At 66.2% G+C, this 23,486-nt stretch carries 20 protein-coding genes; 9 read left to right on the forward strand and 11 right to left on the reverse strand.

Features of this window, described 5'->3' with window-relative positions:
- Nucleotides 1-30 precede the first annotated feature (30 nt).
- Genes V3596_RS06070 through mltG form a run of 4 tightly spaced genes read right to left on the reverse strand, consistent with a single transcriptional unit; the run spans nucleotide 31 to nucleotide 3,030 of the window.
- Entirely contained in the window at nucleotides 31-408 is a 378-nt protein-coding gene (locus V3596_RS06070) for a PilZ domain-containing protein (protein WP_334276792.1), read from the reverse strand.
- Nucleotides 405-1,421, reverse strand: coding sequence for a DNA polymerase III subunit delta' (gene holB / locus V3596_RS06075; RefSeq protein WP_334276793.1), 1,017 nt, complete (start codon nucleotides 1,419-1,421; stop codon nucleotides 405-407). The genes V3596_RS06070 and holB overlap by 4 nt, the downstream gene beginning before the upstream one ends.
- Nucleotides 1,415-2,050, reverse strand: a complete 636-nt coding sequence (gene tmk, locus V3596_RS06080; protein WP_334276794.1) for a dTMP kinase — start codon at nucleotides 2,048-2,050, stop codon at nucleotides 1,415-1,417. Before tmk ends, holB begins: the two co-directional genes overlap by 7 nt.
- Nucleotides 2,047-3,030: an endolytic transglycosylase MltG gene (gene mltG / locus V3596_RS06085; RefSeq protein WP_416383969.1), complete on the reverse strand. Its 984-nt coding sequence runs from the start codon at nucleotides 3,028-3,030 to the stop codon at nucleotides 2,047-2,049. Before mltG ends, tmk begins: the two co-directional genes overlap by 4 nt.
- Before the next feature lie 104 nt (nucleotides 3,031-3,134).
- Between mltG and ygfZ the strand changes: the two genes are divergently transcribed.
- From ygfZ to V3596_RS06115, 6 genes are all read left to right on the forward strand, one after another.
- Entirely contained in the window at nucleotides 3,135-4,082 is a 948-nt protein-coding gene (gene ygfZ / locus V3596_RS06090; protein ID WP_334276795.1) for a CAF17-like 4Fe-4S cluster assembly/insertion protein YgfZ, read from the forward strand.
- A gap of 7 nt (nucleotides 4,083-4,089) precedes the next feature.
- The gene (locus V3596_RS06095) at nucleotides 4,090-4,341 is read left to right on the forward strand and encodes a DUF4936 family protein (protein WP_334276796.1); all 252 of its coding nucleotides are present in this window, start codon (nucleotides 4,090-4,092) and stop codon (nucleotides 4,339-4,341) included.
- A gap of 85 nt (nucleotides 4,342-4,426) precedes the next feature.
- Nucleotides 4,427-6,598, forward strand: a complete 2,172-nt coding sequence (locus tag V3596_RS06100; RefSeq protein WP_334276797.1) for a CHAT domain-containing protein — start codon at nucleotides 4,427-4,429, stop codon at nucleotides 6,596-6,598.
- Nucleotides 6,598-9,783 (forward strand): two-partner secretion domain-containing protein, encoded by a 3,186-nt coding sequence (locus V3596_RS06105; RefSeq protein ID WP_334276798.1) that lies wholly within the window; start codon nucleotides 6,598-6,600, stop codon nucleotides 9,781-9,783. The genes V3596_RS06100 and V3596_RS06105 overlap by 1 nt, the downstream gene beginning before the upstream one ends.
- Nucleotides 9,780-11,378: a ShlB/FhaC/HecB family hemolysin secretion/activation protein gene (locus tag V3596_RS06110; RefSeq protein WP_334276799.1), complete on the forward strand. Its 1,599-nt coding sequence runs from the start codon at nucleotides 9,780-9,782 to the stop codon at nucleotides 11,376-11,378. Before V3596_RS06105 ends, V3596_RS06110 begins: the two co-directional genes overlap by 4 nt.
- A 38-nt stretch (nucleotides 11,379-11,416) precedes the next feature.
- Nucleotides 11,417-11,857 carry an acyl-CoA thioesterase gene (locus V3596_RS06115; RefSeq protein ID WP_334276800.1) on the forward strand — a complete coding sequence of 147 codons (441 nt, stop codon included), beginning with the start codon at nucleotides 11,417-11,419 and terminating at the stop codon, nucleotides 11,855-11,857.
- A 36-nt stretch (nucleotides 11,858-11,893) separates the two neighbouring features.
- Here V3596_RS06115 and V3596_RS06120 read toward each other — a convergent pair whose 3' ends face one another.
- Both V3596_RS06120 and V3596_RS06125 read right to left on the reverse strand, forming a co-directional pair.
- Complete coding sequence (locus tag V3596_RS06120) at nucleotides 11,894-12,769, reverse strand: YbgC/FadM family acyl-CoA thioesterase (RefSeq protein WP_334276801.1); 876 nt, start codon at nucleotides 12,767-12,769, stop codon at nucleotides 11,894-11,896.
- A complete protein-coding gene (locus V3596_RS06125) occupies nucleotides 12,766-13,674 on the reverse strand; it encodes an alpha/beta hydrolase (RefSeq protein ID WP_334277354.1) in 909 nt (302 codons plus the stop codon). Before V3596_RS06125 ends, V3596_RS06120 begins: the two co-directional genes overlap by 4 nt.
- A 91-nt stretch (nucleotides 13,675-13,765) precedes the next feature.
- Here V3596_RS06125 and V3596_RS06130 point away from each other — a divergent pair, with 91 nt between their 5' ends.
- Nucleotides 13,766-14,914, forward strand: coding sequence for an iron-containing alcohol dehydrogenase (locus V3596_RS06130; protein ID WP_334276802.1), 1,149 nt, complete (start codon nucleotides 13,766-13,768; stop codon nucleotides 14,912-14,914).
- Nucleotides 14,915-14,992: 78 nt separating this feature from the next.
- On the opposite strand, the gene aceA is transcribed toward V3596_RS06130, so the two are convergent.
- Nucleotides 14,993-16,291, reverse strand: a complete 1,299-nt coding sequence (gene aceA, locus V3596_RS06135; protein WP_395386122.1) for an isocitrate lyase — start codon at nucleotides 16,289-16,291, stop codon at nucleotides 14,993-14,995.
- A gap of 404 nt (nucleotides 16,292-16,695) precedes the next feature.
- Between aceA and V3596_RS06140 the strand changes: the two genes are divergently transcribed.
- A complete protein-coding gene (locus tag V3596_RS06140) occupies nucleotides 16,696-17,247 on the forward strand; it encodes a GNAT family N-acetyltransferase (protein WP_334276803.1) in 552 nt (183 codons plus the stop codon).
- On the opposite strand, the gene V3596_RS06145 is transcribed toward V3596_RS06140, so the two are convergent.
- The gene (locus V3596_RS06145; protein WP_334276804.1) at nucleotides 17,226-17,828 is read right to left on the reverse strand and encodes a MarC family protein; all 603 of its coding nucleotides are present in this window, start codon (nucleotides 17,826-17,828) and stop codon (nucleotides 17,226-17,228) included. The two genes, V3596_RS06140 and V3596_RS06145, sit on opposite strands and share 22 nt — an antisense overlap.
- 128 nt (nucleotides 17,829-17,956) lie before the next feature.
- Here V3596_RS06145 and V3596_RS06150 point away from each other — a divergent pair, with 128 nt between their 5' ends.
- Entirely contained in the window at nucleotides 17,957-19,420 is a 1,464-nt protein-coding gene (locus tag V3596_RS06150) for a GGDEF domain-containing protein (RefSeq protein ID WP_334276805.1), read from the forward strand.
- Nucleotides 19,421-19,427: 7 nt separating this feature from the next.
- On the opposite strand, the gene V3596_RS06155 is transcribed toward V3596_RS06150, so the two are convergent.
- The 3 genes from V3596_RS06155 to V3596_RS06165 form a co-directional block, all read right to left on the reverse strand.
- On the reverse strand, nucleotides 19,428-21,797 hold the full coding sequence (locus V3596_RS06155) for a TonB-dependent receptor (protein ID WP_334276806.1): 2,370 nt from the start codon (nucleotides 21,795-21,797) through the stop codon (nucleotides 19,428-19,430).
- Between the two features lie 163 nt (nucleotides 21,798-21,960).
- Entirely contained in the window at nucleotides 21,961-22,869 is a 909-nt protein-coding gene (gene xerD, locus V3596_RS06160; protein WP_334276807.1) for a site-specific tyrosine recombinase XerD, read from the reverse strand.
- Nucleotides 22,869-23,450, reverse strand: coding sequence for a chalcone isomerase family protein (locus V3596_RS06165; protein WP_334276808.1), 582 nt, complete (start codon nucleotides 23,448-23,450; stop codon nucleotides 22,869-22,871). Before V3596_RS06165 ends, xerD begins: the two co-directional genes overlap by 1 nt.
- Between the last annotated feature and the right edge of the window lie 36 nt (nucleotides 23,451-23,486).

Raw genomic sequence — 23,486 nt, forward strand, 5'->3', positions numbered from 1 at the left:
CCTCCACGGCCCGAAAAACAGCAAGCGGGCTTAGATCGTCTGCGTCGGCTTGGACGAGGAAATCGAGGTGCCCAGCATCTCCTCGATCTTGAGCTTGATCACCCGGGTCTTCTCGTCCGACGGGAAGCGCACACCAACGCCCTGTGTGCGGCCACCGGATGCATTGGCCGGCGTGATCCAGGCAACCTTGCCGGCCACCGGGTAACGCTGCGGATCGTCTGGCATGGACAGCAGCAGGTAGATGTCGTCGCCCAGCCGGTACTCGCGGTTGGTGGGCACGAACAGGCCGCCGTCGGTGAACATCGGCATGTAGGCGGCATAGAGCGCGCCTTTTTCCTTGAACACCAGCTGGATGACGCCGGGCCGGGCGCCCTGCGGCGCCGGTGCTGCTGCGGGTGTGTCGCTCATGCGCGCAGTGTACCCATGGCTTCGGCCATTGCGCTCTGCCCCTGGCCGACCAGGGACTCGAGCAGCAGGCCGGCATTCAGCGGATGCTCGGCATGCCGCATCGCACGTTGCAAGACCTGACCCCAGGCCTGAAGCGGCGCGGCCTGGCGCAGCTTGGGCAGGGCCTCGGCCGGGAAATAGCTGGGGCCGGCGCCATGGGCCATGCGCACCAGATCGTGGTTCAGGCGTTGCAAGACATCGATGGCGCGGGGCACGGGCCAGTCCGACACCGCCGCCACCTCGCCCCGGGCCAGCCTTTTGGGCAAGGCCAGCCAGGCCGCGGCCGTCAGGCCGTCCTGCGCCCAGGCCTGGGCCAGCCTCGGGCGGCCACCGGCGGCCTTCAAGAGCACCTCGGCCTGGTCCATGCCCTGCTCGCTCAGCCAGCGCACCGCCAGCGCATGCGGCGGCAGCGCCAGGCTCACCGCCTGGCAGCGGCTGCGAATGGTCGGCAAGAGGTCTTCCGGCGCGTCGCTGGCCAGCACGAAGCGCAAGACGCCCGAGGGCTCCTCCAGCGTTTTCAAGAGCGCATTGGCGGCGACCGTGTTGAGGGCCTCGGCCGGGTAGATCACCACCACCTTGGCGCGTCCGCGGGCCGAGGTGGCCTGGGCAAATGCCAGCGTGGCGCGCACGGCGTCGATCTTGATCTCGCGGCTGGGCTTGGTCTTGCTAGCCTTGGTTTCGGACTCGACCGACTCGTCGGCCAGCCCCAGGCTTTCGCGCAGCGCCTCGGGCACCAGCAGCTGAAAGTCCGGATGGGTGCGCGACTGCAGCAGCTTGCAGCTGGCGCATTGGCCGCAGGCCGGCGCCAAGCCTTGGCTGGCTTCGCACAGCCAGGCAGCAGCCAGTTCCATCGCCAGCTCGAACTGGCCGACGCCATTCGGCCCTTGCATCAGCAAGGCGTGCGAACGCAGGCCGAGCGAGGCCTGCAGAGGCTCGCGCAGCCAGGGCAGGCTGATGCCGGTCTCGCTCACCATCCGCGCGACTCCAGGGCCGCAGCGACCTGCGCCGCCACTTCTGCGACGGAAACACCGGCATCGATGCGCACAAAGCGCTGCGGTGCCGCGGCGGCCCGGGCGGCATAGCCCGCGCGCACCCGGGTGAAGAACTCCAGATCCTGCTGCTCGAAACGATCTGCCTCGCGCGCGCCCACCTCACGACCCACGCGGCGCTGTGCTGCGATGGCCGGGTCCAGGTCAAACCACAGGGTCAGGTCGGGCTGGCGGCCCTCCAGCACCCATTGCTCGAGGGTGGCGAGCTGCTGCAGGTCCATGCCGCGGCCATGGCCCTGGTAGGCAAAGCTGGCATCGGCAAAACGGTCGCAGACGACGGTATCGCCGCGCGCCAGCGCCGGCTCGATCACGCGCAGCAGATGGTCGCGCCGGCCGGCGAAGACCAGCAAGGCCTCGGTCAGGCCGTCCATGCCGGCGTGCAGAAAGAGGCCGCGAAGCGCCTCGGCCAACTCGGTGCCACCGGGCTCACGGGTCTGCACGACGGTGGCACCGGACCTCGCGAAGCGCTCGACCATGCTTTGCAGGTGGGTGGACTTGCCCGCCCCGTCGATGCCTTCAATGCTGATGAATCTGCCGCTGGAAACCACGCTCAATGACCACGCTGATATTTGTTGACGGCGCGATTATGCGCGGCGAGGTCTTCGCTGAATTCGCTCGAGCCATCGCCCCGAGCCACGAAATACAAAGCCCGGCTCGGCGCCGGATGCAGCGCCGCATGCAGGGACGCTGCGCCGGGCATGGCGATGGGGGTGGGCGGCAGGCCGCCGCGGGTGTAGGTGTTGAAGGGCGTGTCGGCCAACAGGTCGCGCTTGCGCAGATTGCCGTCGAAGGCTTCGCCCAGGCCGTAGATCACTGTCGGGTCGGTCTGCAAAGGCATGCCCAGCTTCAGCCGGTTGATGAAGACGGCGGCCACCAGGCTGCGGTCGCTGGCGGTGCCAGTTTCCTTCTCGACGATGGAAGCCAGAATCAAGGCCTCGTCGATGTTCTTCAAGGGCAGGCCCGGCTCACGCTGAGACCAGGCAGACTCCAGCCTGCGCTGCATGGCCGCATGCGCGCGTTTGAGCACGGCCAAGTCGCTGACTCCGCGGCTGTAGGCATAGGTGTCAGGATAGAAGCGGCCTTCCGCCGAGCTGCCTGCCGCGCCGATGGCGGCCATCAGCTCGCCCTCGCTCATCGCGGCGGTCGTGGGCTTGAGCGATGGCGCCTTGGCCAGCGCGGCGCGCAACTGGCGCAGGTTCCAGCCTTCGATCAGGCGCACCTGCTCCATCACCTGGTCGCCGCGCACCATCTTGGCAAGCAGCTGCCGCGGCGTGATGCCGGCATGAACCTCGTAGCTGCCGGCGCGGATCTGGCGTGACTGGCCAGACCAGCGGAACCATTGATACAGCAGGCGGGCATCGGTTTGCACACCAGCGCCCACCCAGGCCTCGGCCACGTCGCGTGGCGCGGTGCCGGGCTCGATGGACAGCTCGACGGCCGGCTTGTCCAGCGCCAGAGGCGCCTGCAGCCACCACCAGGCTGCGCCGCCCGCCGCGCCTGCGACCATCACGACCAGCAAAAGAAGGCCAGCCAGCCAGCCGAGCCGGCTGGCACCCTTGATTCTTTTTAGCTTGCGCTGACGACTGCTCAAGACCCGACAACCTATGGTGTTTGTGGCCGCTGATGATAATCAAGCCCATGACCGACACCTCTCTTGCGACCACCGGCGGCGCCGTGCGCCTGACAGACTGGGGCCTGATGCGGGCCCAAGGCGAGGAAGCCGCCAAGTTCCTCCATGGCCAATTGACCCAGGACACCGTCCTTCAGACATCGAGCCAAGGCCGCCTGGCCGGCTATTGCTCGGCCAAGGGTCGCCTGCTGGCCTTGATGCTGGCCTTCAAGCGCAGCCCTGACGAACTGCTGCTGGCCCTGCCCGCGGAATTGCTGCCGGCCACGCTCAAGCGGCTCTCGATGTTCGTCATGCGTGCCAAGTGCAAGCTGAGCGACGCTTCGGCCGAACTGGCTGTCTGGGGCCTGGCGGGCGAAGCCGCCCGGGCCTGGCTCGGCGATGCGGCACTGGCCGACACCTGGGCTGTCGCTGCCGTCGGTGATGCGCTGGCCATGCGCCTGCCGGACGCGCGGCTGGACGATGCAAGCATGCCCCGCTACCTGCTGGTGCAAGCCACCGACGCGCAGGCTCCAGGCCTGCCAGCGCTCGGCGCCGAAAGCTGGCAATGGCTGGAAGTGCAGGCCGGCCAGGCCTGGGTGCGAAGCGCAACGATCGAGCAGTTCGTGCCGCAGATGATCAACCTGGAGCTGCTGGGTGGTGTCAATTTTCAGAAGGGCTGCTATCCCGGCCAGGAAGTCGTGGCGCGCAGCCAGTACCGCGGCACGATCAAGCGGCGCACCCTGCCCTTCGCGCTCGTCGAAGGTGAAGCGCAGATCGGCCAGGAGATATTCCACAGCGCCGACCCCGAGCAACCGGCCGGCCTGGTGGCCGGCGTGGGCAAGCATGAAGGCCAGGTCCTGTTGCTGGCCGAGGTGAAGCTGGCGGCGATCGAGGAAGGCAGCCTGCACCTGGGTAGCGCGAGCGGCCCGCTGCTGGCGCCGCGCGCCCTGCCCTACGCCATCGCCGAGCCGCAGTGAAGTCGCAGTGACGCCGGGCGAGCTCTACGTCTACTACAAGCTGCGGCCTGAGGATGGGCCGACGGCCCGTGCCGCGTTCGAGGCGGCGCGCGGCTCGGCACACATCCGGCTCATGCAGCGTGTGGATGAGGGGCAGCTCTTGACCTGGATGGAAATCTACACCGCCAGTGACACTGCGTTCGAGCCTGTCATTGCGCGGGCGATGCAGGCGTTTGCCCAGGGCGGCCGGCACGTCGAGAGATTCGCACCGTTGAGTTGAAGCCGCCGGGGCCCCTGATTCCGGGCTCGCATTGCAAGGCCGCAAGCGTTAATCTCGGTCCCGGCTTTTGGAGCGGGCAAACGGCATGAGATATCTGCTGGGCGCAAGGGTTCTGCTTTTACGCGCCTGCGGCGCTTGGCTGCTGTGCCTGGGTTGCGCGTGGTCGGCGGCCAGCTTTGAAAGCCAGCTGCGCGAAGGCATGCAATTGCGCCGCGCCGGTCAGCTCAACGAGGCCTTGGCCCTGCTCAGCGCAGCCCAGTCTCTTGCCCATGGCGATGAAGAACGAATGCGCGCCGCCGGCGAGTTCGGCATGGCCCTGGCGCAGGCGCGTCGCACTGACGAAGCGCGGGTGCTGCTTACCCGCGCCTACCAGCTCGCAACCGAGGCCGCCCGCCCGGCCTATGCGCTGGAGCTGGGTCTGCTGGCCGCGCAAGCCCGCGATCAAGCCACTGCCAGTCGCTACTTCGAGGAGGCACGCCGCAGCAGTGACCAACGCCTGCGGCTGGCAGCCAGCCTGAATCTGGCCCGCACGCTGCAGAAGTCGGAGCGGCTGCCGGCCTTGCTGGCGCTGAGTGCAGACATCAGCCGCATGGGCGAGCCGGCGCTGTCCTTGAATCTCGGCCATCAGGCCCGTGAGCTGGGTGCCACCGAGCTGGCCTGGCGCAGCATCGAACAGGCGCACAGCCAGGCTGCGGCCGGCAGCCGGCTGCAGATCGAGGCGCTGGATGCGCTGGCTCAGCTCTATGAAGACCAGGGCCGCCACGCCGACAGCCTGGCCCTGGACCAGGCCGCCCTGACCCAACTACGACCCCTGCCACAGGGCGCCCTGGGCGAGCTGGCCATTGCGCTGGAATGGCGCGATGCACGCTTGCACAAGGCCCTGGGCCAGCCGCCCCAGTCGCTTGCAGCCTATCAGCGCGCGGTGGACCGCATCGAAGCCCTGCGCGCCGATATTCCCATCGAGATGGACGATGGCAGCTCCTCGTTTGCGCGGCTGTTCGAGCCGGTCTACCTCGGCCTGGCAGAAGCACTGATCGACGCCTCGGACAAGCTGCTGCCCGACCAACGCGCCGAGCACCTGCGCCGTGCGCGCGATGCGGTGGAACTCATCAAGCAGACCGAGATGCAGGACTTCCTGGGCGACCGCTGTGCCGTCGATGCGGTCAAGGGCGGCAGCGCCACGGTCATTCCGGCCGGCACGGCGGTCGTCTACACCGTGCTCCTGCCGGAACGGCTGGAGCTGCTGGTCGAAACTCGCAGCGGCATCAGCCGATTCACCGAGCGCATCGCCAGCGATGAATTGCGGGCGCAGGCGAGCCGCTTTGCCAGGGCTTTGCGCAGCAGCGATCCGGCCTTCATGGCGCAGGCTCGCCAGCTCTATGACCGCCTGCTGCGCCCGCTGGAAGGTCTGGTCACGGCACAACAGCTCGACACCCTTGTAGTGGTGCCAGACGGCGCGCTGCGCCTGGTGCCATTTGCTGCGCTACATGACGGCAGCCGCTTTGCCATCGACAAGTTTGCGCTGAGCACGGTCTCCGGTCTCTCGATGACCAACACCAACGCCAGCCATGAATCACAGGCGCTCTCGCTGATGGCCGGCGTTGCCAATTTCGGTCCGGTGGTCAGCAAGCTGGTGTTGAGCGACGCAGGCCGGGGCCTGATGGCCAACACCGCCGGCGGCACCGAACGCTCGCTGCGCGAGTCGCTGGCCCTGCCCGGCGTGACCCGCGAGATCGGCGCGCTGGGCAAGATCCTGCCCGGCGACCGCCTGCTCGACGAGCGCTTCACGGTCGAGGCCTTCAGCCGCGCCGCGCGCTCGGGCCGCTACCGCATCGTGCATGTGGCCACGCATGGCGTGTTCGGTGGCGATGCCCGCTCCAGCTTCATGCTGGCCTATGACGACCTCTTGACCCTCGGCAACCTGCAGGAGGTGCTCGGTGCCGAAGCCTTGCGCCGCCATTCGCTCGAGCTGCTCACGCTGTCGGCCTGTGAAACCGCGGAGGGCAATGAACGCGCGCCGCTGGGCATCTCCGGCGCCGCCATCCGGGCTCGTGCCAAGAGCGTGCTGGGCACACTGTGGCCGGTGGATGACGAAGCCGCCGTCCGCGTGATGGAGCGCTTCTATCAGCTGATAGCCGACGGCAGGGTCAGCAAGGCCCAGGCCTTGCGCCAGGCCCAGCGCGAGCTGCTGGCCGAGCGGCCTTTCGCCCACCCCTTCTTCTGGGCGCCCTTCTCGCTGATCGGGAATTGGCTGTGATGAAAACTCCCTTGAAAACTGCGTTGGCACTGGCCTTGCTGGGCGCCCTGCCCGCGCTCGCGCAAATCCGCACCGACGCCAGCCTGGGCCAGGCCGCGCAAAGCCTCGTCGGCCCCAATTTCCTGATCGGCCAGAACCTGGGCAAGCTGTCGGGCAGCAACCTTTTCCACAGCTTCCAGACTTTCAATATCGCGAGCGGCGAGAGTGCCACGTTCACCACCAGCACGGCAGGCATCACGAACGTGATCAGCCGCGTCACCGGTGGCGAGGCCTCGTGGATCAACGGCCAGGTCTCGCTGCTGGCGGCCAGTGGCAAGCCGGCCTTCTTTTTCATCAACCCGGCCGGCGTCGTCTTTGGCGCCGGCGCGAGCATCGACGTGCCTGGCGCCTTCCACGTGAGCACGGCAGATTCGCTGAAGTTTGCCGATGGCACGCGCCTGCAGGTGGACCTGAGCAAGACCAGCAGCTTCTCGTCCGCAGCCCCTGAAGCGTTTGGTTTCCTGGGGGCGCAGAGCCAGCCTGTGGTGGTGTATGACGGCGCGGTCCTGGCAACCAATGCCGGCCAGTCCATGAACCTGCAGGGCGGCGACCTGCTGGTCGACAACGCCATCCTGGTCGGCAGCGCCGATATCCGGCTGGCTGCCGTAGGCAAGCAGGCGCTGGACCTGCCCTTGACGGGCGCGCCACCGGCCTTGTCGGGGCAGATCATTCTGCGCAACGAGGCGTTGATAGGCAGCGCCAACCTGGGCAGCCTGGACGCCGGCCGCATCATGCTCGATGCCGGCTCGATCACGCTCAGCGGCCTGTCCAGCATCAGCAGCTATGCGCGTGCGGCAACAAGCGGCAAGGGCGCGGCTATCAGCCTGCGCGCGGCCGGCAATGTCTTGATCAGCGATGGCGCGAATCTCTACTCGACAGCGGCAGGTGCCGGCGATGCCGGCGACATCAATGTCGAGGGCAATGGCATCCGCCTGGAGCTCGGTGGCTACATCGAAGGTGGCAGCCTGACCGGCAGCACGGGCCGAGGTGGCACCGTTCAGTTGCTTGCCCGGCAAGGCCTGACCCTGGACTCGGAGGCAACGATCAGCTATGGCGTGCGGGGCAGCGGCGCGGGCGGCAACATTTCGCTGACTGCTGAATCCATCGACATGGCGGGCGATGCCAGCATCACCAATGTCGCGCTGCTTGGTCGCGCTGGTGCGATCAAGCTGCAGGCCAGCGGCGGGCTGAAGATGGACAGCGGCGCCATGGTCCGCAACCTCGCTTCCGGCAGCGGCGTCCAGGGCGGCGATATCGAGATGAACCTGGGTGGCGACCTCATGATGAATGGTCGCAGCCAGTTCTTTGCCACCGGCCTGTCGGGCGGCAACTCGGGCAATATCGCGCTGACAGCACGCCACATGAGCCTCGATGGCAACAGCTTCGTCAGCACCAGTGCCTTGTACGACGATGCCTCGTCCGGCAATGTCTCGCTGACCGCCAGTGGCACGCTCTCGCTGAATCACGACTCCTACATCAGTTCCAACACTTATTCCGATCGCAACGGAGGCGCCATCACCCTGCGTGCTCAGTCGCTCTTGATGAGCAACGGCGCCCAGCTCAACAGCACCGCATTTGAGAACGGTGGCAACGCGGGCAATATCGATGTCGAGGCAACACAGCGGATCGAGATGTCGGGCTCCTCGTCGCTCGGTTCGGCAACGCTGACGAACGGCAATGGCGGCCGTGTGCGCGTGGCCGCGCCCCTCATCAGCCTGGACAGCAAGGCATCTATCTACACGACCGCCGGCCTTGGCAGCCTCGGCAACGCGGGCCAGATCGAGATCAGTGCCCCTACCCGCCTGAGCATGAGCGGCGGCAGCCTCATCGACAGCAGCAGCAGTTCCTTGCTCGGCAATGCCGGCAATATTGTGATCGGCGCTGGCAGCATCGAGTTCACCGGCAGCGGCATAGCCAGCCGCAGCCTGCTGCCCGCAGGCAAGGGCCTGGGCGGCAGCATCAACCTGCAAGCCAGCGGCAAGGTCAGCCTGAGCCAGGACAGCCTGATCAGCACCAGCACCAGTTCCACAGCCCGTGGCGGCTCGATCTCGATCTCGGCGTCAGACCTGCTGCTGGACCATTCCAGCCTGTTGAGCCTGGCACTGCCGGGCAGCCGCGGAGCGGGCGGCAATATCGAGCTTGATGTCACGGGCCAATTGATCGCTGTTGCAGGGAGCTTCATCAGCGCCACCACCTATGGCAGTGGCGCTGGCGGCGCTGTTCAATTGCGCGCTCGCGACATGGTCTTCGAAGGCCTGCTCACCGGCGTCTCGGCTTCTGCAACCGCGAGCTCCGGTGGCCAGGTCGGCGGCATCGACATCCGGGCCAGCGGCAGAGTTAGCCTCCTGAATGGTGCATCGCTCACTGCCAATAACAATGGTGAGGTCAGCAACCCGACCGGCTTGCAGCCCACGGTACTTTCAGTCACGGCCCGTGAGCTCGCGATGCAAGGTGGGGAAATCAGCACCTCCTCTTTCGGCAATGTCGCCGCCAACCGGATAGCCATCGCCACCAGCGACGCCACACGACTCCAGAACAGCGGCATCGGCACCAGCGCCAATGAAGGCAATGGTGGCGCCATCAGCCTGCAGGCCGGCCGCCTGCTGGTGCTGGACAACAGCTTGCTGACCACCTCGGTGTTCGGCAGCCAGGGCAACGGCGGCAATGTCTCCATCGGCGCGGACTTGATGCTGATGAAGACCGGCTTCGTGCAGGCCAACACAACAGCCGCGCTGGCCAGCGGCGGCCTGGTGGCCATCAACGTGAATGGCCTGGTGGCCAGTGGCAACAGCCTGTTCGTCGGTGGCGAACTGCCGCTGGAGCCCAAGGCCGGGGTGTTTGGCTTCAACGTGATCCAGGCGGCGGCGCCTACGGGCGTCAGCGGTGTGATCGCGATCACCAGTCCGGTGCTCGATCTCTCCGGCAGTCTGAGCGTCCTGGAAGCCCGGCCGATAGACACGGGCGGCCTCGGCCGCAACCCCTGCCAGACCCGCGAAGGCAGCTCCCTGAGTCAGGCTGGCCGCGGTGGCTTGCCCGCATCGGCGCGGGGCCTGCTGGGCGGCGATGGCATGGCTGCGGGTGAGGTGTTGGCCGCGCCGCCGCGAACGCTCGCAAAGCTTGGTCCTGCTGCGGGAGGCTGCCGATGAATCGGCTGCTGATTCCGCTGCTGGCCCTTGCCGGCCCTGCGCTGGCCGCTGATGCACCGAGCTTCCATTTGCCTGTGCCGCCGGTTCCGGCCGCCGTTGCACAGCCTGCGCAGGTCAGTGTCGAGCGCATCGAATTCCGCGGCAACACCGTCATCGGCACGGCGGAGCTGCAAGCGGTGGCTGCACCGCATACCGGCCGGGTCAACACGGTGGACGAACTGGAGGCGCTGCGGCAGCGCCTGACAAGGCTCTATGTCGAGCGCGGCTATGTCAATTCAGGCCTGCTGCTGCCAAGGCGGGTGAGCGGCGGCGTGCTGCAAATGGAGGTCGTCGAAGGACGCTTGAGTGGCCTGCGGCTGCGGGGCATGGAAGCGCTTGACGACCGTTATGTCAGCGCTCGCCTGCAGCGCCGCGAAGACCGCGTGCTGGACATGAACCTGCTGCGCGAGCGCTTCCTGCTGCTGCAATCCGACCCGCTGATCGAGCGCCTGAACGCCCGCCTGGTTCCCGGCCAGGCGCAGGGTGAGGCGCTGATGGAGATAGACGTCCATCGCTCGCGTCCCTGGGGCTTGAGCTTTTTTGCCAACAACTACCGCCCGGCCTCCATCGGCTCGGTCGCAGCAGGCGTGGCGGGCCATTGGAAGAACCTGAGCGGGAGGGGCGACATCGTCGAAATGAGCCTGCAAGCACCGCTGAAACATGGGGGTCAGGGCGGCCACGGGCGCTTGGACTGGCAGCTGCCGCTGGTCACCTGGGGCCTGCCCGACACCACCGTTTCACTCGGCCTGGAGCACGGCAGTTCCTCGGTGATCGAGGAACCGGTCGAGCAACTCGACATCCGCAGCCGGCTGGACAGTCGCGAGCTGGGCATCAGCCACACCTTGCAGGAGACGCTGGGCCGCAAGATCAACCTGGGCGCGACCTGGCTGAGCCGGGAGAATCGCACCCGCCTGCTCGGCGAGCCCTTTTCCTTCACGCCCGGCGCACCGGACGGCGAAGTCCGCGAAGCCCTGGGGCGCTTCTGGCTCGGCGGCGCCTGGCGCAGCGAGCGCCAGGTGCTGGCATTGCGCGGCACCTACAGCCGCGGGCACAACAACCTGACGGACATTCCCGCGCTGCCGCCCGTTCCCATGCCGGCCAAGCGCTTCGAGCTCTGGACGGCGCAGGCACACTACACCCAGCAAGTGCTGGAGAACGGCGCTCAGGCCGTCGTGAAGCTGACCTGGCAGCACAGCGCCGACCGCCTGATAGCGCTGGACGGGCTGGCGCTGGGGGGGCTGGGTACCGTGCGCGGTTGGCGCCAGAACCAACTGGTGCGCGACCGCGGCGCTTTTCTCAATGTCGAGTTCGAATATCCCTTGAGGCGCGAAGCGAACGATGGCTACGGCCTCACGCTCACGCCCTTCTACGACCGCGGCCGCGCCAGCAATATCGGCGAGTCCGCCACCACACTCTCATCCTGGGGCCTCGTCAGCAGAGCCCAATGGCAAGGCATGACCCTCGACCTGGTGCTGGCGCACGGTGTCGGCGGCAGGCGCCTGGGTTCTACGCTGCAGGACCAGGGCGTCTTGATCCAGCTGGCCTACAAGCTGTAGTGCGGATGGCAGCAGATGCCGCTGCTAAGCTGGCGGCCATGGAATGGGACCTTGAAGCGCCTTTTACCTTGGCCGTACAGCCGCAGCCTGCGGACATCGACGGGCTCAATCACACCAACAACGCCGTCTATGTGCAGTGGTGCGAGAAAGTCGCCTGGGCGCACTCTGAATATCTGGGCCTGAGCCTGGCTGACTACCAGCGCCTGGACCGCGCGATGGCGATCCGCCGCGGCGAGTACGACTACTTGCTGCCCTCGCTGCTCGGCGAAGCGCTGCTGCTGGGCACCTGGCTCACCGGCAGCGACGGCAAGCTGGCGATGGAGCGGCGCTTCGAATTGAAGCGCGCAGCCGACGGCGTGACGCTGATGCGTGGCCGCTGGGAGCTGATCTGCATCGAGATGAGCAGCGGCAAGCCAAAGCGGATGCCGGCGGAGTTCGTCGAGGTCTACGGCGCGGCGCTTGCTCAGGCAGGAAGCTGACCTTCTGCCTGATTTCGCCGTTGGTCTCGCAAGGGCTCACAGCCCCCGAACCATCTCCACATGCCCAATGCCAGCCTCCTCGAATCGCTCCCCGCGCTCCACAAAGCCGGCACGCAGATAGAAGTTCAGCGCCGACAGCTGCGCATGGAGGAGCACTTCGCGATAGCCGCGCACCCGGCCCTCGCGCATCAATGCGTCCAGCACCTCTCTGCCAATGCGGCCGCTGCGCATGCCGCGCAGCACGGCCATGCGGCCGACCTTTGCAACGCCGGGTACGTGCTCCAGCAGCCGCCCGGTGGCCAGGGCGCGGCCGAAGCGGTTGTAGGCCACGGCGTGCAGGCAGCCTTCATCGGCGGCATCCCATTCCATCTCGGCCGGAATCTTCTGCTCGTCGACAAAAACTTGCTGCCGGATTCGCTGGGCATCGCCGCCCAGGGCTGACCATTCACCGAGCTTGACCGTCACCATCGCTTCGCCGGCCTCGAAGGCCTCGATGGCGGCGCGCAAGGCCTGCGGCACGGCCTTGGGCACCTGGCTCGCGGCGTCGGCAAACACATAGACCAGCTCGCCGTGCACCAGCAGCTCCTCGCCGCGGAACACGGCGGCCTGAATGGTCATCGAACTGTTGCCGATCTTCAGCGTGCGCACGCCGATGTCGAGTTGGTCGTCATAGCGGGCCGACCCCAGGTATTCGAGCGTGGACTTGCGCACGAACAGGTCGCCACCGAGTTGCTCCATGGTCTCTGCGTACGGCAAGGCCAGCGCGCGCCAGTAGCCCCCGACGGCGGTGTCGACATAGGCCAGGTAGTGGCCGTTGAAGACGATCTTCTGCGCATCGATCTCCGCCCAGCGCACCCGCAGGCGCTCGAAGTGGCGGAAGTCCCGGCGCTGGATGCTGCTCGTCGTACTCATGGATTCAGTGCCCTCTTGATCGCTTGCGCGCAGGTCTCCAGCGCGGTGATGGCTTCGGGAATGGAGCGGCCCATCTTGATGAAGTCATGGGTCACGCCGCGCACCAGCTCCAACTCGACCTCATTGCCGTTGGCGCGCAGGAGGTCAGCATAGGCGAGGCCTTCGTCGACCAGCGGGTCGCATTCGGCCAGCAGCACGCAGGCTGGGGCCAGATCGCCATGGTCGTCCGCCTCCAGCGGGGCGAAGCGCCAGTCACGCTTGTGGTTGTGAGCAATGTAGTGGTCGAAAAACCAGGCGATGGACGCGGCGTCGAGCAGGAAGCCATTGGCAAACAGCTTGTGCGATGGCGTGTCGGCATGGGCTGTGGTGCCCGGTGTGATCAGCAGTTGCAGCGCGAGCTTCAAGCCGATGTCCCGCGCATGCAGGGCGCTGACCGCGGCCAGCGTGCCGCCGGCGCTGTCGCCACCCACGGCGATGCGTGTGCCATCCAGACCCAGTGATTCAGCGGCGCTGGCCAGCCACTTCATCACGGCCCAGCAATCGTCCACCGCCGCCGGGAACCTGTGCTCGGGCGCCAGCCGGTAGTCCAGCGAGATCACGGCCGCACCCGAGCGCAGCGCAAGCTGGCGACACAGGCTGTCGTGCGTCTCGATGCTGCCGATGGTGAAGCCGCCGCCGTGAAAGTACAGCAGGACCGGCAGCTTGGCATCGCTCGGCGCATAGAGCCGCGCAGAGAGTCCGCCTTCGGCACCCGGCACGGTCAGGTTCTCGACCCGGGGCAGCGGCGCGCGCGGCAGGTCGAGAATCTCAGCGCCCATCAGGTAGGCGATGCGCGCCTGCTTCGGTGTGAGGCTGTGGAAGGCGGGACGGTGGGCGCGGTGGATGCGCTCCAGAACACCGGCCATGCGCGGTGTCAACAAGGTGCTACTCAAGAAGGGCTCCAGGGCTTAGGCTCGCCCCATCAATCGAAACGCGATTTTGTCAGAGAGGCGTTGCATGGCCCTGATCCAGTACCTCACCCAGATCCAGCTCGACTTCGGTGCGGCCGCCCTCTTGCCGCAGGAATGCGCGCGGGTCGGCATCAAGAAGCCCCTGATCGTGACCGACGCTGGCGTGCGTGCGGCCGGCGTGCTCGACAAGGCGCTGGCGGCTTTCGGCGGCGAGGCGATGGCCATCTTCGACGCCACACCCAGCAACCCAACCGAGGCTGCGGTGCGCCTGGCCGTGGAGCAGTACCGGAGCGCCGGCTGCGACGGCCTTGTCGCCATTGGCGGCGGATCCAGTCTTGACCTGGCCAAGGGCGTGGCGATTGTCGCCACGCATCCGGGGCCTTTGAAGACCTACGCCACCATCGAAGGCGGCAGCACCAGGATCACGTCGGCGGTGGCGCCGGTGATCGCTGTGCCCACCACGGCCGGCACCGGGAGCGAAGTGGCGCGCGGCGCCATCATCATCGTGGACGATGGCCGCAAGCTCGGATTCCATAACTGGGAGCTGATGCCCAAGGCTTCGATCTGCGACCCCGAACTCACGCTCGCACTGCCCCCGCTCCTGACCGCCGCCACCGGCATGGACGCGATCGCGCATTGCATGGAGACCTTCATGTCGGCCGCCTTCAATCCGCCGGCCGATGGCATTGCGCTGGAAGGCTTGCGCCGCGGCTGGGGGCATATCGAGCGGGCCACGCGCGACGGGAGCGATCGAGAAGCGCGCATGAACATGATGAGCGCCAGCATGCAGGGCGCGATGGCATTCCAGAAGGGGCTGGGCTGTGTGCATTCGCTGAGCCATTCGCTGGGCGGCGTGAACCCGCGTCTGCATCACGGCACTTTGAACGCCATGTTCCTGCCGGCCGTGGTGCGATTCAATGCGGCACACCCGAGCCTGCAAAACGAAGGTCGGCTGCAGCGCATGGCGCAAGCCATGGGGCTCGAAGGCAGCGATGCGGCGGGTCATGCAGTGGCTGAGGCCATCAAGGCCATGAATGCCCGCCTGGGTCTCGCTTCGGGCCTCGCTGCGATGGGCGTCACGGAGAGCCTGTTCGATGCGGTGATCGAGCATGCCCTGCTCGACCACTGCCACAAGACCAATCCGCGCCTGGCCAGCGCCGAGGACTACCGGCAGATGCTGCGCGATTCGATGTAGGCCTGGCCCTGAAATGAGAAAGAGCCCGGGATCGCCGGGCTCTCGGGATGGCCTCAACCGAGGCCCGCCTGGCTGTGATCAGCCGTGCTTCTTGTCGAAGAACTGTTCGTCTTCGGTCGAGCCCTTCAAGGCCGCGGTGGAGGCCTCGCGCTCGATGGTGGTGGTGACGGCGTCGAAGTAACCCGTGCCCACTTCACGCTGATGCTTGACGGCGGTGAAGCCCTTCTCGGCAGCGGCGAACTCGGCTTCCTGCAGCTCCACGAAGGCGCTCATGTTGTTGCGGGCGTAGCCGTAGGCCAGGTTGAACATCGAGTAGTTCAGGCTGTGGAAGCCGGCCAGCGTGATGAACTGGAACTTGTAGCCCATGGCGCCCAGCTCGCGCTGGAACTTGGCGATGGTGGCGTCGTCCAGGTTCTTCTTCCAGTTGAAGGACGGCGAGCAGTTGTAGGCCAGGAGCTTGCCAGGGAACTTCGCATGGATGGCGTCGGCGAATGCCTTGGCGAAAGCCAGGTCGGGCTTGCCGGTTTCGCACCAGATCATGTCGGCGTATTCGGCATAGGCCAGGCCGCGGCTGATCGCCTGATCAAGGCCGTTGCGGGTGCGGAAGAAGCCTTCGACAGTGCGCTCGCCGGTGCAGAAAGGCTTGTCGTTGTCGTCGATGTCGCTCGTGACCAGGTCGCCGGCTTCGGCGTCGGTGCGGGCCAGCAGCACGGTGGGCGTGCCCATCACGTCGGCAGCCAGTCGGGCAGCGTTGAGCTTGGCGACGGCTTCGCGGGTCGGCACCAGCACCTTGCCGCCCATGTGGCCGCACTTCTTGGCGGCGGCCAGCTGGTCTTCGAAGTGCACGCCGGCGGCGCCCGCCTCGATCATGGACTTCATCAACTCGAAGGCATTCAAGACGCCGCCGAAGCCAGCTTCGGCATCGGCCACGATGGGCGCGAAATAGTCGGTGTCGTTCTTGCCTTCGCTCCACTGGATTTCGTCAGCGCGCTTGAAGGTGGCATTGATCTTCTTGACGACCTTGGGCACCGAGTCCACCGAATACAGCGACTGGTCGGGGTACATCTCGCCATTGCTGTTGGCGTCGCCGGCCACTTGCCAGCCAGACAGGTAGATGGCCTTCAGGCCTGCCTTGACCTGCTGCATGGCCTGGTTGCCGGTGAGCGCGCCCAGGGCATTGATGAAGGGCTCGGTGTTCACCAGGCCCCAGAGCTTCTCGGCGCCGCGCTTGGCCAGCGTGTGCTCGATCTGCAGCGAACCGCGCAGGCGCACCACGTCGGCGGCGGTGTAGCCGCGCTTGATGCCCTTCCAACGCGGGTTCTCGGCCCAGTCCTTCTCGAGGGCGGCGATCTGCTGTTCGCGGGTCAATGTCGTCATGGTGTGCTCCTGCTTGGCAAGTGAGGTTGGTAGAGAGACAAGAATGCGTGCTGACTTGATGGGCTCAAATCTATTCCTCTCTCGTGACCAGCGGAAGACTTATGTCTTATATAAGACTAAAAATCTTCATCAACAAAAACAAGCACTTAGCGCATTGATATTGGATCGTGAAATCACTTTCACCATGATGAGAAAAATTGCGGCAGTGCACCAATGTGGAATCTTGCGATGTGAAATCTGGTTTCCGTATTGTGGGAAGTGGAGGGGCATGCCTCTGCCATGCCCCAGCGCCAGCCGCCCAGGACATCGCACGCCAGAGGCTCGGACGAATGGCAGGGGTTGAGGCGGGGCCTAGACTTGGTCGCATCTCAGTATTGCCAACGGTCTCTCGCACCGCGCTCACGATGCCCCTTCTGACCACCGCCCGCCTGCGTCTGGAACCCTGCAGCGATGCGCATCTGGCTGGCCTGCACAAGCTCAACAGCGACCCGCTGGTGATGCGCTACATCACCGGCAAGCCGGACACGCTGGCCGATACGCAGGACATGATCGACCGCGTCAAGGCGCGCTGGGCTGAGTTCGGCTACTCGTGGTGGAGCTTCGTCGAGCTCAGCGGCGGCGAGATCATCGGCGCCGGCTGCGTGCAGCATCTGAACCGCGACCCGGCTGGCCCGCTCGAAACCGGCTGGCGCCTGCGTCAGGACCGTTGGGGCAAGGGCTTCGCCTCGGAAGCCGCCCATGCCATGGGCACCTTCGCCTTCGAGACGCTGAATGCGCCTCTGTTGTGTGCCGTGTGCATGGTCGAGAACACGCCCTCATCCACCGTCATGCAGCGCATGGGCATGCAGTTTCGCCGCATGGGCCACTTCTATGAGCGGGACATGGCCTACTACGACATGAGCGCAGCGGATTGGGCCGCGCGCAAGGCCGCGGGTCAGAGCCCGCCGACGAAATAGCGCTTCAAGCCGGCCAGCACCATTTCCACCGCGATGGCGGTCAGCACCAGGCCCATCAGCTTCTCGATCGCAGAGACCACTGAATCGCCCAGCAGCTTGCGGATGCGGTCGCACAGCAGGAGCGTCAGGAAAGAGATGACCATGGCCGTGGCCAATGCGCCAATCCATTCCCAGATGCGGTCGGGTTGGCGCGAGGCCAGCAGCAGCACCGTGGCCATGGCCGAGGGGCCGGCCAGGAGCGGCACGGCCAGCGGAAAGATCACCGGCTCCTTGCCGGGCTCCAGCCCATAGGACGAATCACCGCTGCTGCCGAAGATCATGCGGATCGCGATGATCACCAGGATCACGCCACCGGCTACTTCCAGCGAACGCTCGGACAGGTGCATGACCCGCAGAAAGGTTTCGCCGAAGAACATGAAGGCGAGCAGCACGCAGAAGGCGATGCCCACCTCGCGGATGGCCACCCGAGTCCGCCGCGCTTTCGGCACCTCCCGCATGATGGGGATGAAGATGGGCAGGCTGCCCAGCGGATCCAGCACCAGCAGCAAGAGGATCAGGGCGGAGAGGAAACTGTGGTCCATGGGCGCCTATTGTCTGTTGTGCGCACCGAGGTGCGGGGGGTAGTCTGCAATCGCCTGCAAAATCGGCCGGCCGTCTGGACATGACCTGACCCCTGCTGCTGATTCTGCCGATTCTGTCGCTTTCGCAAATGCCCATTCTGCTGCCGTTCTCCCTGCTCCTGCTCCAAGCCGCCCTGCTCTTCCTGCTGCCCCAGCAGCGCGGGCCGGTTGCCTATATCGCCATGGTGGCGGCACCGCTGCTGGCCGCGTTGGCGCTGTACTGGCGCTCCCGGCGCGAGAAAGGCCGGCGGGAGCGCAAGCTCTGGTGGGTCCTGGCGCTGGGCGTGCTGATCTGGTCCTTGGGCGCCATGGGCAATCTGTGGCATGAGTGGATACAGGGCCGCGTCAACGAGATGTACCGCGAGGCGATGCTGGCCTTTCAGCTGGCCGGCGTGCCCGTGGTCTACCTGCTCGCCAGCGAGCCGCGAAGTGGCCGCCGCCACCTGGTGCGCCTGATCGATGCCGTGCTGGCCCTGGGGCTGGGCTATCTGTTCTTCCAGGTCACCTGGGGCATGCTCACCGCGCGCGGCGCGCCGGACGAGGCCGGCGTCCATGCGCTGATCTGGCTGATCGATGCGCAGAACCTGTTCCTGAGCGCCGGTGCCCTGGTGCGCTGCTGGGTAGCGCAAGACCGTTCGGAGCGCGACCTGTTCGCCGCCGTGGCCTGGTATGAAGTGGCCTATCTCCTGATCGCCGGCATCAACGACCACTATGTCGCCGGGCGGCCGGAGTTCGGCCCCGAGCACAGCTCGGTCGTGACCTTGGCTTTTGCCTTGCTGGCCTGGCGCGCACTGAAGGTGACCAAGCCACGCGCCGAGGCTGCGCAGCGTCCGATCGACCTGCCGCGCCAGCGCCTGGTGCGCAGTGCCAGCCCCATCCTGATTGCCTGCACCCTGGTCGTCGTGTCCCTGGTCCTGATCCGCATCGACTACGCCATGGGCGCGGCGGGCGTGGTGCTGGGCGTGGTGGGCTACGGCCTGCGCTCGGTGCTGACCCAGGTGCGCCAGTTGGAGCGTGGCGACACGCTGCACAGGCAACGCGTCGAGCTGCAGACCCTGGCCTGGACCGATGCCCTGACCGGCGTGGCCAACCGCCACTACCTCGACCATGTGCTGAGCGAAGCCACTGCGCAGGCTGATGCGCCGCCCCGTACGCTGGCGGTGCTGATGCTGGATATCGACCACTTCAAGCGCCTCAATGACACCTTGGGCCATGCCAGCGGTGATGAATGCCTGCGCCAGGTGGCGAGTGCCTTGCGCTTGTCGCTGGCTCGCCCAGGCGACCTGCTGGCCCGCTATGGCGGCGAGGAGTTCATCGCGCTGCTCCAGGGCAGCGATGTCGAGGGTGCGATGCAGGTGGCGGAGCGGGCTCGCCAGGCCGTTGAGGCGCTGGCGATCCCACATCCTGGCAGCCAGGATGGCCACGTCACGATCAGCATTGGCTGCGCCAGCGGACTGGCCGGCAGCCCGGCCGGGATGCACGCTCTGATCAGCGCTGCCGATCAGGCCCTCTATGCCGCCAAGGCGGCAGGCCGCAACCGGGTTGCGGCCTGAGCCCAGCTTAGAACGTGCCGCTCAGCGAAACGCCGATGGTGCGCGGCTTCATGTAGTAAGCCTGCCGCACCGACTGGATGTTGGGCTGCTGCAAGACCTTGTGGTTGTTGCCGGCGTTCTTGATCGAGAAGTTCAGATCCCACTTGTCGAAGTTGATGCCCCAGCTCGCGTCCACCGTCATGTAGGCCGGGCGGTCGTAGTCGGGCTCGCCGCGAACCAGGGAGCCGTGGCTGGCGCCGGTCCATTGCGCGTTGAGGCGGAACACGTTGTCAAGCTCGCCGAGCTTGAACAGGTACTCGCCGCCCAGCTTGAAGCTGTACTTGGGCACGCCCTGGATGCTGTCGCCCTTGCGCACATTGGGCAGGCCATCGTCGCCCGTGCCCAGCGAAGGCACGTCCTCGGCGAACACCGCCTTGTTGTAGCCGCCGCCACTGGTGAGCGTGAAGTTGGGCGTGACGCGCGCCTTCAGCTCGAACTCGAGGCCGTCGCTGGTGGCCTTGCCGACATTGGTCTCGAAGTCGAAGCCGGCGGTGGGCAGGTAGACGTCCTGCTGGATGTTCTTCCAGTCGATGTGATAGGCCGCCAGGTTCAGCATCACCTTGCCGCCCATCAGGCGCGACTTGCTGCCGACCTCGTAGCTGCGCAGGCTGTCCGGGCCGAAGGCGGCGGTCTGCGCGAAGCTCATTCCGAGCTTGGCCAGATCGCTGATATTGGCGGCGATGGCCGGGATCGGACGGTTGGCGCCGCCCAGGCGGAAGCCATCGGCCACGTTGGCGTAGAGGCTGGTGTCGGCATCCACATCCCAGGTCAGGGCAAAGCGCGGCGTGCTCTTGTTGGCCTTGGTGTCGATGCCTGTGGTGGATGGGCCGCCGGCGAAGAAGAAGTCGCCTTCGCGCTTGAAACCTTCGCTGGAGCGCAGGTAGCGTATGCCGACGGTGGCGCGCAGCGTCTTGCCGAAGTGATAGGTCATCTCGCCGAACACCGAGTTCTGCTTGGTGTTGTAGTGGCGGGCGCTGAAGTAGCTGTTGTCGCCCGTGAATGCGCCGGTGTAGATGCCCGAGTCTTCCACCCACTGGTTCGGGTCATAGATGTTGACGCCGTTCTTGGTGAAGGCCTGGGTGATGCCGAACACCGGCTCGTTGTCGGCCACGTCGGTCTTGGTCGAGGCGCTGTAAAGGCCGGCCACCCAGGTGATAGGCACGCCGCCGTCCTGGTAGTCCTTGGACGCCAGGCGCAGCTCCAGCGAGCGCTGGTCGATCTTGTTGTCCAGGTAGACGGCCGACGGCAGGTAGGTGACGATGCTGGACACAGCCGGATTGGAGATCAGGCTGCCGATGTAGCTGGAGTTGATGCTGGTGCCATCCTGCGTGCGATTGAACTTGCGCTGGTAGGTGTTGGCGATGGCCGTGAAGTCGGCAAAGCCGAGGTCGCCATTCAGAGTCAGCGAGGGCACGGTCAGCTTGTCGTCGCCCGGCTCGCGCATGATCTTGGAAGTCTGGAACAAGGCCAGTGGCTTGTCGGCGTTGAACTCCTGGTAGCTGCCCACGGCGAGGTAGGAAGCGTCGATGTCCTTGCTCTTGCTGTGCTGGTAGAACAGCGCCGGCGTCAGGCTCCAGGACTCGTTGAACTTGAACTTGGCCGACAGCTTCAGGACGGTCCAGTCCACGTCGTTGATGCCCTTGTCGATCACCTGCAGCGTCTTGGGGCTGACCTGGTCGATATAGCCTGCGTCATGGCCGGCCTGCACGCCGATGCGCAGCGCGGCAACGCCGGGCTGCAGCGGCACGTTGATCACGCCTTGCGCCATGTAGTTGGCGCCGCCGTGGCTGGTGCTGCTGACTTCGGCCAGCACATCACCGCTGAAACGCTTCAGGTCCGGCTGCTTGCTGATGAAGCGCAGCGTGCCGCCCATGGAGCCGGCGCCATAGAGCGTGCCTTGCGGGCCGCGCAGCACTTCCACGCGCTCCAGGTCGAAGAAACGCGGCTCGGCCGTGCCTTGGCTGTAGAGATTGCGCGTGGTCAGCGACACGTCGTCGAGATAGACGCCCACGGTGGCCGAACCGGCCTGCGAGCTGACGCCGCGGATTTCAATGGTCGAGAGACCGGCGCCGCCCTGGCTGCTGAACGAGACATTGGGCAGGTTGCGGGTCAGGTCGGCGAAATCCAGGATCTGGCCTTCCTTCAAGGCCTCGCCACCGATGGCGGTGACGCTGAGCGGCACCTTGCGCGCGTCCTCCACGCGCTTTTGCGACGTGACCACCACGGTTTCCAGCACCTGGCGGTCGGCAGCCGGTGCGGCCGGCGCTTGCTGGGCCAGCGCGGGTGCGGCAAGAGCGGCCAGGCTGGCGGCGGCAAGAAGGTTGAGCTTGAAGTTCATCACTAAGGCTCCTCGAAGGGCGGCTGTTGTTTTGCGAAGCCGCAATGCTGAAGAGGCTTGGCCGGCTCGGCAAGCCTTGAGATGACGCAAATGTTTCAGTTGTTGGTATCGAACCACCTAGGGGGCTCTCCCCAGCTAGGGCTTCCACTGGTATGGGCGAGACCTAGGCACGCGGATGGTGCAGCGCATGGATTTGGCGCAGCCGTTCGCGCGCCACATGGGTATAGATCTGCGTGGTCGAGAGGTCGGCATGGCCGAGCAGCAATTGCACCGCGCGCAGGTCGGCGCCGTGGTTCAAGAGGTGGGTGGCGAAGGCATGCCGCAAGGTGTGCGGCGAGATCGGGCTGCGGATGCCGGCCAGCAGCGCGTACTTCTTGACCAGGTTCCAGAACATCTGCCGCGTCATGCCGGCGCCGCGGATGGTGACGAAGAGCTCATCGCAGCGCTGGCCCGCCAGCAACGAGGCGCGCGACTCGGCGAGATAGCGCAGCAGCCAGCCGTGGGCTTCTTCGCCAAAGGGAACCAGCCTTTCCTTGTCGCCCTTGCCGGTCACGCGCAGCGCTGCTTCCTTCAGGCCGACATGCACGCTTTTCAAGGTGACCAGCTCGCTGACGCGCAGGCCGCTCGCATACATGAGCTCCAGCATCGCGCGGTCGCGCAGGCCGAGCGCGGTATCGGTGTCCGGCGCATGCAGAAGCGCCTCGACCTGGGCCTGGCTGAGGGTCTTGGGCACGCGCAGCGCCTGCTTGGCGTTGTGCAGCCGCAGGCTGGGGTCCTCGCGCAGCCGCCCTTCCCTCAGGCCCCAGCGGAAGTAGCGCTTGAAGACACTCAGTCGCCGGTTGGCGCTGGTGGCCTTGCTCGATGCATGGCGTTTGCTCTGATAGCCGAGCAGGTCGAGCTCGGTGCAAGCGTCGAGTGTCCGACCCGGCTCGCCAGCCAGCCAGTCGGCCAGCAATTGCAGATCGCGCTTGTAGGCAGCCAGCGTATTGCTGGAGAGGCCGTCCTCGATCCACAGCGCCTCGAGAAAGCGCTCGATGCCCAGCTGGCTCTGCTCGCGAGCGGCCCGGTCCATCAGGAAGTGGCTTGGTCCAGCAGACCGGCCTTCAGCCGCTTGTCGGTCGGCTTCTCGCCCAGGAAGACCTTGAGCAGGGCCAGCATCGGCTCGTTGCCGGGCGCGGGCGTGCCGACGGGCTTGTTGTTCAGGGTCACTTGCGTGCCCTGTTGCGGCACGTAGTCCAGGTTGACCACATCGCCCTTCCTGAGCTTGCCGAGCAGGTCGATGTTCTTGATCAGCACTTCCAGCTTGTCCGCAAACTGCTGCTGCTCTTCGGGCGTGCAGTTGCGGGCAACGCCCTTGCGAATGGCCTTGGTGAACTCCTCGACGCCCACACCCATCAACAAGCGCACCTGGATACGCTTGGCGCCGGGTGTGGCAAAGACCGCCTCGGGCGTCGTGCCTTTGCGCGTGAGGTAGAGCGCAGCCAGATAGCCCTTGAACACCGCCACGGCGCGGATGCCCGTGCCGTTCAGTACCAGCGTGCTGCCGCCGAGCTGAATCGTGTCGTCGAATTCCTGGTCTTCATAGCGCTTGGCCCAGCTCGGGCAAGCGATGGCGGCGCTGCCCAGCAGCAGTGCCCGTCTCGTCAACTTCATGGTTTCTCCGTTCGGGACGCTAGCCTAACGCCTCGC

The organism is Roseateles microcysteis (genome assembly GCF_036880965.1).
Taxonomy (GTDB): Bacteria; Pseudomonadota; Gammaproteobacteria; order Burkholderiales; family Burkholderiaceae_C; genus JAUASW01.